The organism is Rhizobium sp. IBUN (assembly GCF_000510625.1).
GTDB lineage: Bacteria > Pseudomonadota > Alphaproteobacteria > Rhizobiales > Rhizobiaceae > Rhizobium > Rhizobium altiplani.
In genome coordinates, this window is sequence record NZ_AZNV01000001.1 from 220,245 (window position 1) to 231,467 (window position 11,223).

At 60.3% G+C, this 11,223-nt stretch carries 11 protein-coding genes; 5 read left to right on the forward strand and 6 right to left on the reverse strand.

Annotated elements, in window-relative coordinates:
• Window positions 1–202 precede the first annotated feature (202 nt).
• Both RHIBUN_RS0100960 and RHIBUN_RS0100965 read right to left on the reverse strand, forming a co-directional pair.
• Window positions 203–1,417 (reverse strand): CmpA/NrtA family ABC transporter substrate-binding protein, encoded by a 1,215-nt coding sequence (locus tag RHIBUN_RS0100960; protein WP_025658045.1) that lies wholly within the window; start codon window positions 1,415–1,417, stop codon window positions 203–205.
• Window positions 1,414–2,031, reverse strand: coding sequence for an ANTAR domain-containing response regulator (locus RHIBUN_RS0100965; protein ID WP_025658046.1), 618 nt, complete (start codon window positions 2,029–2,031; stop codon window positions 1,414–1,416). Before RHIBUN_RS0100965 ends, RHIBUN_RS0100960 begins: the two co-directional genes overlap by 4 nt.
• Window positions 2,032–2,419: 388 nt before the next feature.
• Between RHIBUN_RS0100965 and RHIBUN_RS0100970 the strand changes: the two genes are divergently transcribed.
• Window positions 2,420–3,178, forward strand: a complete 759-nt coding sequence (locus RHIBUN_RS0100970; RefSeq protein WP_025658047.1) for an alpha/beta hydrolase — start codon at window positions 2,420–2,422, stop codon at window positions 3,176–3,178.
• Window positions 3,179–3,252: 74 nt separating this feature from the next.
• Here RHIBUN_RS0100970 and RHIBUN_RS0100975 read toward each other — a convergent pair whose 3' ends face one another.
• The 3 genes from RHIBUN_RS0100975 to RHIBUN_RS0100985 all read right to left on the reverse strand — a co-directional run bounded on the left by RHIBUN_RS0100975 (window position 3,253) and on the right by RHIBUN_RS0100985 (window position 4,716).
• Window positions 3,253–3,516 (reverse strand): DUF2312 domain-containing protein, encoded by a 264-nt coding sequence (locus RHIBUN_RS0100975; protein WP_007527482.1) that lies wholly within the window; start codon window positions 3,514–3,516, stop codon window positions 3,253–3,255.
• A 91-nt stretch (window positions 3,517–3,607) separates the two neighbouring features.
• Window positions 3,608–3,913 (reverse strand): DUF1244 domain-containing protein, encoded by a 306-nt coding sequence (locus tag RHIBUN_RS0100980; protein WP_025658048.1) that lies wholly within the window; start codon window positions 3,911–3,913, stop codon window positions 3,608–3,610.
• Window positions 3,914–3,924: 11 nt separating this feature from the next.
• Window positions 3,925–4,716: an N-formylglutamate amidohydrolase gene (locus RHIBUN_RS0100985; protein WP_025658049.1), complete on the reverse strand. Its 792-nt coding sequence runs from the start codon at window positions 4,714–4,716 to the stop codon at window positions 3,925–3,927.
• Between the two features lie 198 nt (window positions 4,717–4,914).
• On the opposite strand from RHIBUN_RS0100985, the gene RHIBUN_RS0100995 reads away from it, so the two are divergent.
• The 3 genes from RHIBUN_RS0100995 to RHIBUN_RS0101005 all read left to right on the forward strand — a co-directional run bounded on the left by RHIBUN_RS0100995 (window position 4,915) and on the right by RHIBUN_RS0101005 (window position 8,269).
• Window positions 4,915–5,403, forward strand: a complete 489-nt coding sequence (locus tag RHIBUN_RS0100995; RefSeq protein ID WP_025658050.1) for a DUF1036 domain-containing protein — start codon at window positions 4,915–4,917, stop codon at window positions 5,401–5,403.
• Window positions 5,400–6,839: a pyruvate kinase gene (pyk, locus tag RHIBUN_RS0101000; RefSeq protein ID WP_025658051.1), complete on the forward strand. Its 1,440-nt coding sequence runs from the start codon at window positions 5,400–5,402 to the stop codon at window positions 6,837–6,839. Before RHIBUN_RS0100995 ends, pyk begins: the two co-directional genes overlap by 4 nt.
• 449 nt (window positions 6,840–7,288) lie before the next feature.
• Window positions 7,289–8,269 (forward strand): group II intron maturase-specific domain-containing protein, encoded by a 981-nt coding sequence (locus tag RHIBUN_RS0101005; RefSeq protein WP_025658052.1) that lies wholly within the window; start codon window positions 7,289–7,291, stop codon window positions 8,267–8,269.
• A gap of 107 nt (window positions 8,270–8,376) precedes the next feature.
• Here the strand turns inward: RHIBUN_RS0101005 and RHIBUN_RS0101010 are convergent, their stop codons facing one another.
• A complete protein-coding gene (locus tag RHIBUN_RS0101010) occupies window positions 8,377–10,140 on the reverse strand; it encodes a glucan ABC transporter ATP-binding protein/ permease (RefSeq protein WP_018855922.1) in 1,764 nt (587 codons plus the stop codon).
• A 316-nt stretch (window positions 10,141–10,456) separates the two neighbouring features.
• Between RHIBUN_RS0101010 and RHIBUN_RS0101015 the strand changes: the two genes are divergently transcribed.
• The gene (locus tag RHIBUN_RS0101015) at window positions 10,457–11,197 is read left to right on the forward strand and encodes a LuxR family transcriptional regulator (RefSeq protein WP_025658053.1); all 741 of its coding nucleotides are present in this window, start codon (window positions 10,457–10,459) and stop codon (window positions 11,195–11,197) included.
• Window positions 11,198–11,223 lie beyond the last annotated feature (26 nt).

Sequence of the window (11,223 nt, forward strand, 5' to 3'; positions counted from 1 at the left end):
TGCTGTGGGCGCCCGTCGTTGGACGCGGAATTCTTGGCCTGTTGGCCTGCTTATAACAAAGCAAGGGCCGTGCCAGTTTTAGTAAGCTATTGTTTTTGAATGAAAATCGTTGGTCGCGGAGATCCCGCGAACGTCTTCGGTGTCAACGCACGTGCAACAATCGCTCTAAAATTTGTGCAATGCGTATAAAATAAGCACGTGCTCAGCGGCGAGCTTGGCTCGCGATATAGCTGTCGACGTCATCGGGATCGAACAGGCCGCCGTCGAAGAAGCCGTCCGGCCCAAGGGTTAGCGCGCCGCTCGAGCCGACGGGCGTCTCGACCTTGAGCGCACCCTCCACCTTCGAACTCGCCGCCGGCATCGAGACATCAAGCGCCTTCAAGGCGCTTCGGTAGATATCGGGCCTGTAGGTGTCGTTGGCGATCTGCTGGTGTTCTGCGGTATGCCGGATGTGCCCCCAGCGAACCATCTGCGTGTAGAACCACAAGGCGTGGCTCTTCCAAGGGAACGTCGCTGCCTTGGCATTGGGGACAAAGAAGTCCTTGATGCTCAGCGTCTCCTTCCCGCCAATGTGCAGCAGACCGGTCAATGCGGGTAGCAGACTTTCCAAAGGCCGATCGACATAGGCGGGCTTCGCGAGCAGCTTGGCAAGCTCCTCGTGATTGCGGATGTCGGCGCACCAGCGGGAGGCCGTGTAAAGCGCCCGCAGGAGGGCCGCGAGCGCTTCCGGATGCCCGTCGGCCCAGCGCCTGTTGACGCCAAGCACCTTTTCAGGGCTCGATTTCCAGATGGCGGCCTTCACCGTCGCCAGATGCGCGCGGTTATGGAGCACGCCGAGTGTGTTCCATGGCTCGCCGGCGCAGTAGCCGTCGATGAGGCCTGATGTCAGCGCGTCCGCCATATCGGGCGGAGGCAGGACGCCGATCTCCACATCCTTGTCGGGATCGATGCCGCTTGCGGAGAGCCAGTAGCGCAGCTCGTAGTTATGACCTGAATAGGGGTGGACGACTCCGAAGCGCAGACGCTCGCCGTTCCTGTTATCAATGACGCGCCGCAGGGCAAGGCCGCTCGCGTGGGCGTCGAGATCGGGCGAGGCACCGCATGCGGCCATCTCGCTCCAGACGTCGGCGGAGACAGTCACGGCATTGCCGCCAAGTCCAAGCGCCATCGGCACGATCATACGCGGCGCCGGCGCGGTCAGTCCGAGATTGCAGGCGATCGGCATGGGGCCGAGAATATGCGCCACGTCGAAATGGCTGACCGCAAGCCGGTCGCGAATCGTCGCCCATGAGCGTTCACGCACGAGCCTCAGCTCGATGTCCTGTTCCGCTGCAAAGCCCTTCTCCTTGGCGGCGACCAGAATTGCGCTGTCGAGAAGCGGCAGAAAGCCGGCGGTGATCTGATGTGTGCTCGTCATGCGTCGGTTCCCGGATCCAGAAGGCTCGCAGCCGTGATCAGGCTTTGGGCAATCTCGACGATTTTTCTGTTCTGGTTCATGGCCGTTCGCCGCATGAGCGCATAGGCCTCATCTTCGCTCAGTCCACGGGATCGCATCAGCAATCCCTTCGCGCGGTCGATCAGCTTGCGGTTTTCCAATTCGCCGCGCGTTTCCTCCAACTCGCGGTTCAGGCGCGAGAAGGCATTGAAACGGCTGATCGCCATCTTGAGGATCGGGCGGACACGCTCCTGCTTCAGGCCGTCGACGATATAGGCGGAGACGCCGGCCTCGACGGCGGCCTCGATGGAGGCCTCGTCCGACTTGTCAACGAACATTGCAATGGGGCGCTTAACCGCGCGGGAAATCTGGAAGATGCTTTCCAGCATGTCGCGATTCGGGTTCTCGAGGTCGATGACGATGACGTCGGGGTTGATCTCCGTGATACGCCTCGCGAGGCTGTTCATGTCGTCGATGATCGTGACGTTGTCGTAGCCTGCCTCCCGCAGGCCAACATCGATGATCGACGCGCGGATGCTGTTCTCGTCGATGACGAGCACGTTGAGGTCACCAGGCTTGGAAGAGCGGTTGGCCACGGGGTCTACCGCCGGTCGTCAGGCATTTGCGTCAGATGAGATAGCGTCGGCATTGATATCGCGAAAGGTGCCATGCTGCGTTGGTCTTGCCCTATGATCTCTGAGGCCAAGGTCGAAGTCCCTTGTGCGGCATTGAATGCGCGAGCGACGCCTCAAAATCAAGCAATTTGTTTCAATGCATATTCTATGAGCATTGGCGAGGGCGGCGGGCGCAGCGTTCCCACGCAAATTGGCACAGGGTTGAGCTTCCTACACTGCGTTACATATCACGATGGAGCCTGACATATCAGCGATACGTCGCGCAGACCAGATTACCCACGTTTTCAACCTCAGCCGTGCCTCCCGACCATTTCAAGCCCGGCATCCGATAGATTAAAGGAGCGACCGCATGAACCGCCGTATCGTTTCCACCTTCGCACTGGCACTCGCCACCAGCGTCATCGCCTTTGCGGCCCAGGCCGCTGACATCAAGAACATCGTCATTGTTCACGGCGCCTTCGCCGACGGATCCGGCTGGCGCCAGGCCACCGAAATCCTGGAGCGGCGCGGCTTTCACGTTACGGTCGTACAGGAACCTTTGACCTCGCTCGCCGACGACGTCGCTGCGGCGAACCGCGTGCTGGACCTGCAGGATGGGCCGACGCTACTGGTCGGGCATAGCTATGGAGGCATGGTCATTACGGAAGCCGGCCGGAACCCGCATGTCGAGGGACTTGTCTATGTGGCGGCCTTCCAGCCTGACAAGGGCGAAAGTGTAGCTACTCTTGCGGGCTCAAAGCCTCCGGCCGGAAAGGGCATCAAGGAAACCAAGGACGGCAAGTATCTCTATCTCGATCCAAGCGTCTTTCACGCCGATTTTGCCGCCGACCTGCCTAAGGCCGAAGCAGCCTTCGTGGCGCAGTCACAGGTCTTTGCTGCGAAAGAGGTCTTTGGCACCAAAGTCGGGGAACCTGCCTGGCGGACGAAAAAGAGCTGGTCCATCGTGGCGACCGAGGATCGCTCCATCAACCCCGAACTGGAGCGGACCATGGCAAAGCGTGCCGGCAGCGTGGTCACCGAGATCAAGTCCAGTCACGCGGTCTTCGCCTCGCAGCCGAAAAAGGTTGCTGACGTGATCGAGAAGGCGGCCAAGGAAGCCGGCAGATAAGTTCTGCCCGACCCAATCGCAAATAAAATAGCCGCCGAGAATGTCGGCGGCTTTGAAGGTAAGGCGCGAAACGATCAGCCTTCCGGCGGAGCTTCGATCATGCCGAGTGCATGCAGATAGGTGTCGAGGATTGCGTCCTCTTCCATACGTTCCTGCTCGTCCTTTTTGCGCAGCGCAACGACCTTCTTGAGGATCTTGGTATCGAAGCCCATGCCCTTGGCTTCGCCGTAGACGTCCTTGATGTCGTCGGCGATGGTCTTCTTTTCTTCTTCCAGGCGTTCAATGCGCTCCACAAAGGCGCGAAGCTGATCGCGGGCGACGCCATGAGCATCAGACATCGTGTTCTCCTGATTGGGGGTGGGAAAATTCGGATGGCGTTGACTGCCGCGAAGCGTGTCCGGGGTCAAGCCGATTCGAGCCGCACAGGAATTATTTGTGCGGCTTGTTCAGCTCAAACGCTGCTTTTTGCTCCGGCGAGGCGTCGTTCTGGTGGAGGTTCTTCCAATCGTCATACGGCATGCCGTAGACGATTTCGCGCGATTCGTCTTTGGAGAGCGGAACTCCGTCCGTCTCGGCTGCTTCGCGGTACCAGTTGGACAGGCAGTTGCGGCAGAAGCCCGCAAGGTTCATCAAATCGATGTTCTGGACATCGCCGCGCTCGCGCAGGTGCTCCACGAGGCGACGAAAAGCCGCAGCCTCGAATTCGGTCTGTTGTTGTCTCGTCAGGGCGGCCATCTCGGTCTCCTTTATTCGTACGGACCGGTGCGCGACACATGCACATTGTACTCGTGCAGTGCCGGATCGGCATTCATGGTCTCGAAGATCGGTGCGAGACGGTCCGCCCACGCGGCAATACCCGGCTCGTCGCCGATCAGATCCTGGCGTACCTCGAGCAGCGCGTGCGGAATGCCGGTCAGCATGCAATGTCGATACATTGTATCGCCCTTCAGCGCGCCGTCGTAAGGCTCGTTGTCACCGACCACGAGATCGGGATCGCTGCGCAACAAATCAAGCAAGGGGGCGACTGCGCGCTTGTCGGTATCCCACAGAACGGCTGCGTGCCAGGGGCGGGGAAAGTGTTTCCAGACCGGCGTGTAGGAATGAAGCGAGAGAACGAGCGGCGCGCTCCCGGTCTTGTTGGCGACTCTGTCGATCGTTTCGCTGACGGCATTGTGATAGGGCCGGTGGAACGTTTCGATCCGGTAATTCCACTCCTCCACGGTGATCGGATGGTTGCCCGGCACGATCGCGCCGTCCGATATCTTCATGATCAGCGTGGGGTCGTCTTCGCCCCGGTTTGGGTCGATCAGCAACCGCGAAAAGCCGCCCAGGACGGCGGGCACTCGGAGCCTCGTCGACAGGTTCCTGACAAGTCCCTCGATGCCGATGTCATAGGCGATGTGGCGCTCGAAGGCATTGTCCGGCAAGCCAAGTCGTCCATAGCGCTCCGGCAGTCGATTCATCGCGTGATCGCCGAGCAGCACCATACCTTTGTCATGATCGCCGGCGAGTAGTTCAAATGATTTGAAAGTGCTCATGGATGAAATGTCGATCGCAGTTTATGGGGCCGTCTTTGATCGCACGCGTCACCGATGGGTTCAAGCGCGCTTGGCAAGCAAAGGCTGCGGCCCGGCCGAAGTACGGTCGGCCATCCAGGATATAATCGATTAGCATTGCGTTGACATTCGCCGGGAGGCAGCGCAAGAAAGCACAAACATCGAATAACCGGGAGCCAATTGGAAGTCGTGTTGATCCAGACCGCGCCAAGTTTCCTTACGCGTTCCGGGCCGCTTGCCCGTTTTGCCCTTTTTGTCCTTGCGGCGTTCTCGCCGTTCTTCATTGCCGATGTGGCCCGCGCGGATTTCCGTGTGTGCAACGGAACGCAGAATCTGGTGGGCGTGGCGATCGGATATCGAGCCAAGGATGGCTGGATGACGGAAGGCTGGTGGCAAGTGCCGGCGACGACCTGTGCGACGCTGATCGAGGGGGAGTTGCAGTCCCGATACTATTATCTCTACGCCGAAGACGCTGCCCGGGGAGGCCGATGGACGGGTGACGTGCAGATGTGCGTGGCGGAAAACGAGTTCAAGATCACGGGAGTCAATGATTGCTACGCCCGTGGCTATCAAAAGATGGGGTTCAAGGAATATGACACGGGCCGCCAGGGCAGCTGGATGGTTCAACTTTCCGATACCCCAGGCACCCAAGAAAGCCCGAATCAATGAAGCGCAACCGCAAAGTTAAAATCCTCGCCACCCTCGGACCCGCCTCGTCCGAGGAATCGATGATCGAGAAGCTGCACCAGGCCGGTGCCGACGTCTTTCGCATCAACATGAGCCACGCCAGCCATGACGTTATGCGCACGCTGATCAAGCGTATCCGCGCCGTCGAAGCACGCTCCGGCCGTCCGATCGGCATCCTTGCCGACCTGCAGGGCCCGAAGCTGCGCGTCGGCAAGTTCGCCGAAGGCAAGGTCGACCTGAAGCCGGGCGACACCTTCACGCTCGACAACAAGGACATTCCCGGCGACGCCACCCGCGTGTTCCTGCCGCATCCGGAAATTCTGGAATCGGTGCAGCCCAGTCACCGCCTGCTGATCGACGACGGCAAGCTCGCCCTGCGCGCTGAAAAGTGCGACGGCAAGAGCATCGTCACGACGGTCATTTCCGGCACGAAGATTTCCGACCGCAAGGGCGTCAGCCTTCCCGACACGCTGCTCACCGTCGGGGTTCTGACCGACAAGGACCGCACCGACCTCGCAGCCGTTCTCGAAACCGACGATGTCGACTGGGTCGCGCTCTCCTTTGTGCAGCGCCCGGAAGATCTGGCTGAAGTGCGCAAGATCGCGCGCGGCCGCGTCGGCATCATGTCGAAGATCGAAAAGCCGCAGGCGATCGAGCGCATCGAGGAAATCATCGAGCTGTCCGACGCGCTCATGGTCGCCCGTGGTGACCTCGGCGTCGAAATGCCGCTCGAATCCGTGCCGGGCATCCAGAAGCAATTGATCCGCGCCTGCCGCCGTTCGGGCAAGCCGGTCGTCGTCGCGACGCAGATGCTGGAATCGATGATCTCCGCGCCGGTTCCGACCCGCGCCGAGGTGTCCGACGTCGCCACGGCCGTCTTCGAAGGCGCCGATGCGGTGATGCTATCGGCGGAATCCGCTTCGGGTGACTACCCGGTCGAAGCGGTCTCGACGATGGCCTCGATCGCCAGCGCCATCGAGCGCGAGCCGCACTATCCTGGTATTATCTACGCGCAGCGTGCGCAGCCGGAGGCAACCGGCGCCGACGCGATTTCGCTCGCGGCCCGGCAGATCGCCGAGACGCTGCGCCTGTCGGCCATCGTCTGTTATACCTCGTCAGGCACAACCGGCTTGCGCGCATCGCGCGAGCGCCCGCAGGTGCCGATCCTGGCGCTGTCGCCTGTCATCCAGACGGCTCGCCGCCTTGCCATCGTGTGGGGCCTGCACTGCGTCGTCACGCATGACGCGACCGACCTTGACGACATGGTCAACCGTGCATGCCGCATAGTAGCCGATGAAGGCTTCGGCAAGCCGGGCGACCGCATCATTATCTCGGCCGGCGTGCCGCTCGGGACACCTGGTGCCACCAACATGCTGCGCATCGCCTATATCGGCTCCGACGGCCAGAGCGGCGTCTAAGATTTTCCGTAGGGATTGAACGAAAGCCCGTCGCCTGACCTAGGCGGGGGGCTTTTTTGTTGTGTGCCCAGCATGGGCGCATTCTTGTGGGTGGAAGTCCCACCGTAAGCTGGTCACAGCGAGCGAAGTGAAGCGCGATTGCGGCAGGGTGACCAACCGTGGGGAGGAAGCGTGGATCGAACCTGCGGGCCGATGGACAAGAACCGGATATGAGGCGATGCCGACCAGGGCGAGCGGGCAACACACCGCGAAGCTCTTGTGACCAATGGGCGGTGGCGTAAATCCGGCGGTCGTGCAGTGAAGGAGTGCGCTCTTACCTGGTGAGATCTCGCCTTGCGCCTGAAAGGGCGACGGTGTCGAACCGGAGCGAGAAGTCAGCCGAGGCCGTAGTAGGGAGCGCACAGGCGCGAACGAAGGGCCGAACGAGAGAGAGTGAAGTTCCTCCAAGGATGAGCAAGGCCATGCGTCAGATGCCGGGACAGCCCGGGAGATCGGAGAGGCAAGCGGGTGAAGCCCGTCCGGGCTCTGGTCTCGACGAAGCCGAGCCCCCGCCGCGGATCGGGAACGACACGGGCGCAGGGCTGCTTGAGGTGGCCCTGCGGCGAGAGAACCTTCTGCGGGCGTGGAAGCAGGTGCGGGCCAACAAAGGCGCGGCGGGCGTGGACGGTCTGGATATCGACCAGACGGCTGCGTCGCTGCGCATCTCTTGGCCTGCCATCCGCGACAGCCTGCGGGAGGGGACGTACCGGCCACAGCCGGTGCGTCGGGTGATGATCCCGAAGCCAGGGGGCGGCGAGCGCGAGCTTGGCATCCCCACGGTGCTGGACCGCCTGATCCAACAGGCGCTCCTGCAAGTCCTTCAGCCAATCCTTGATCCGACCTTCAGCCAGCACAGCTACGGCTTCCGTCCGGGAAGGAGTGCGCACGATGCCGTCCTGGCGGCGCAATCGTTCGTGCAGTCCGGACGGCGGATCGTTGTGGACGTGGATCTGGAGAAGTTCTTCGACCGGGTTGACCATGACATCCTGATCGACCGTCTGCGCAAGAAAACCGACAAGGCCATCAAGGCGTTCAAGGAGCGCATTCGCGAACTGACACCGCGCGTGACGGGTCGATCCCTGAAAGCGGTGGCAGAACGGCTGCGTATCTTCGTGTGCGGATGGAAAGCCTACTTCCGGCTGGCGCAAACATCTCGGGTCTGGCAAAGGCTGGACGAATGGATGCGTCACCGTTTGAGGGCTATCCAGCTCAAGCAATGGAAGCACGGCAGGACTATCTTCCGGGAACTGACGGTTCGGGGGGCAAAACCCGATGTGGCCCTACAGGTGGCGGCAAACGCCCGCCGCTGGTGGCGCAACAGCGGCAAGCTCATCAACGCCGTCCTCACCATCAGATGGGCCGACCAACTCGGAATGCCCAGACTCGCATAACCTCAATCCCTCGAACCGCCCGGTGCGGACCCGCATGCCGGGTGGTGTGGCAGGGGAGCGATCAAATATGATCGCCCCCTATGCCGATTTCCCTTGAGCGATCCGTCTTATGCGGCCTCGGTCGTGTGCGCCTTGCGAACTTCTTCGTCCGTGAGGATGCCGCTGGCGCGCAGCAGCGCCGCGAACCGGCCGTTGCTATGGCTGAGCTCATCGAAGCTGCCTTCTTCGACGACACGGCCACCGTCCAGGAACAGGACCTTGTCTGCTTCGCGAACAGTCGAAAGACGGTGCGCGATGATGAAGGTCGTGCGGTTCTGGCGCAGGTTGTCGATTGCGGCCTTAACGCGATTTTCGGTTTCGACGTCAAGCGCGCTTGTCGCTTCGTCGAGCACGAGGATCGGGGCATCCTTGAGGATGGCGCGGGCAATCGCCACACGCTGACGTTCGCCGCCGGAAAGCCTGTTGCCGCGTTCGCCGACATGGGTGTCGTACTGCTCTTCGCGCGTCTCGATGAAGTCGGCGGCAGCGGCCGCTTCAGCTGCTCGACGCATGTCCTCATCCGAGGCGCCTTCCCGGCCGAGGCGAATGTTGTCGCTGATCGAGCGGTTGAGCAGGCCGGCATCCTGGAACACCGTCGCGATATAGCGGCGCAGCGACTTGCGGGTGATCTTCGTCGTGTCGTGACCATCGACGAGGATCTGGCCGCTATCCGGGTCATACACGCGCTGCAGCAGGTTGATCATCGTGGTCTTGCCCGAACCGGTCGGACCGACGATCGCAACCGTCTGACCAGCCTTGGCGGTAAAGGACACGTTGTGCAAGCCCTGCGCGGTGTTGCCGAAGCGGAACGACACGTTGCGGAATTCGACTTCACCCTTCACGTCGGCGATATCGTCATTGCCGGCAGGCTCTTCGCGTTCACGTACGGAGTCTTCGAGCGAGTAGAAATCCTCGAGCTTCGAACGGGCCTCGAAAATCTGCGTGGCAAACTGGCGCATCTGGTCGAGACGCGAGATCAGCAGGTTCGCAAAGCCGATGAAGGCAATCACGTCGCCGATGCGCAGCTCGCCGGACTGAACCATGAGCGTGCCGATGACCAGGATGATCATCATCGCAATGGTCGAAGCCATGCGGTTCATGGCGCCCGCGAGAGCCCACCAGTCGAGAACCGGATACTGAGCCTGCAGCAGGCGCTCGGCAAACGACTTCAGTGCCTTGGTTTCTGCTTCGATGCGATTGTAGCTATGGAGGACCGATACGTTGCTGATCGAGTCGCTGACGTGTGAGAAAACGGTGTGGTAGTGGTTTTCGACCGACGCCTGGCCATCCTTGGTGCGGCTCATGACGAGACGACCAATCAGCCAATAGGCGACGCCGAGCACGACCAGCACGCCCGAAAGACGCAGGTCCATCGACATCGCAGTCGGCACCAGAAGCGCGATGGCAACGGCAGTCGCCAGGTGGTTGCGCATGAACTCGAGCCAAAGGCCAAAGAGCGTTTCGCATGCGCGCAGCAGCGTATGCAGCGCATTCGACGTGCCACGCTGATGATGCCAGGACAGCGGCATGGAGATGATACGGCCGAACGCTTCCGTCAGCAGTGTGGCGCGGCGGCCATGGGCCAGCCGGTCGGCCTCACGAGCGACAAGAACGAACGCTATGGTGTTGAAAACGGCAAAGCCGGCCCACATGAAAAGGATGGGTTTGACTTCGCCCTTGCCTGAAATTGCATCGATGATGCGACCGAACAAAATCGGTTCGGCGATTGTGATCGCGGCAAGCACGATGTTCGCAATAACGACCAGGGATACGCGGAGCTTGTAGGCGCCGAGATAGCGCAAAGCTCTAGCATAGACCTTGAATAGCGACACGGCGATACCTCTTGTGCATGTGCGAAATAATGGACGCTGCAACGCTACAAAAAGATACCTGAACCAGCGATTAACGAAGCGTTCAGACGAGCGGTCGCGGCAAATTTCTTTTACGGAGCGCACCCACAGCAATCCATTCCGAGGGACTGAACTTTTTTGGGACGTATCGCAAATCTCGCAATTTTCACTTGCGTTGCATGGTCGCGCTGGCACACCATAGATTGACGTCTAAATGCGTCGCAGGGGCGCCCAACCAAACACTTCCCTTGGTCGTGATCATTCGGCTAGGAGCCCAACTGGCGTAGGGGCATTTATTTTGAGTATTCATTCATTAATTCAATTGCTTGTCGTTCTGGAAGAGTGTCGAAGACCCGAAGGAGTTGTTGGCGAACTGGAGCATGTCATCCACGCCTACGGCTTCCAGTATTATGGCCTTTTGCGACACCTGAAGGCGACTGAAGATCCAATCAGTCTTATGTTTGCCGGTCATTGGCCAGAGAAATGGCCGCAGATCTATATTTCGAAGAAGTATGTTCTGAGCGACCCGACGGTACGTTATCTCGCATATGCGCAAAGGCCGTTTCGCTGGAGGGACAGCCTGGCGGCCTTCCGGAAGGATCCGCACCATCGCCGGATGGAGCAAATGATGGCCGACGCACATAGCCATGGCCTGAAGGACGGCTACATTTTCCCAATCCAGGGCAGAAACGGCATCCTCGGCAACATGAGCGTAGGCGGGACACCCGTAGACCTCTCTCCTGTCGAGATTTCGCTCTTTGATGCCATTGCCCGAAAGGCTTTCTGGCGTCTCCTTGAGCTGAAGGGGGAGGCGGATGCGCTCGAAGAAGTTTCCGGCATCGACACGCGTTTGACGCGCCGGGAGATGGAAATACTTCAATATCTCGCGGAAGGCATGACCTCGGTTGAGATTGGCAAACGCCTCAAGATTTCGAACCACACCGTCGACTGGTACATGAACGGCCTACAAGACAAGCTGAAGGCAAAGAATAGACAGCACGCGGTCGCTGTCGCCTTCCGGCATGGGCTGATCACCTAGTCTTAGAGAAATTCTATTTCGGACGG

Excerpts from the sequence above, each read along its gene's own strand:
- RHIBUN_RS0100960 (WP_025658045.1), bottom strand. The coding sequence starts at position 1,417 with ATGACGAGCACACATCAGATCACCGCCGGCTTTCTGCCGCTTCTCGAC.
- RHIBUN_RS0100970 (WP_025658047.1), top strand. The coding sequence starts at position 2,420 with ATGAACCGCCGTATCGTTTCCACCTTCGCACTGGCACTCGCCACCAGC.
- RHIBUN_RS0100975 (WP_007527482.1), bottom strand. The coding sequence starts at position 3,516 with ATGTCTGATGCTCATGGCGTCGCCCGCGATCAGCTTCGCGCCTTTGTG.
- RHIBUN_RS0100980 (WP_025658048.1), bottom strand. The coding sequence starts at position 3,913 with ATGGCCGCCCTGACGAGACAACAACAGACCGAATTCGAGGCTGCGGCT.
- RHIBUN_RS0100985 (WP_025658049.1), bottom strand. The coding sequence starts at position 4,716 with ATGAGCACTTTCAAATCATTTGAACTACTCGCCGGCGATCATGACAAA.
- pyk (WP_025658051.1), top strand. The coding sequence starts at position 5,400 with ATGAAGCGCAACCGCAAAGTTAAAATCCTCGCCACCCTCGGACCCGCC.
- RHIBUN_RS0101005 (WP_025658052.1), top strand. The coding sequence starts at position 7,289 with ATGAGCAAGGCCATGCGTCAGATGCCGGGACAGCCCGGGAGATCGGAG.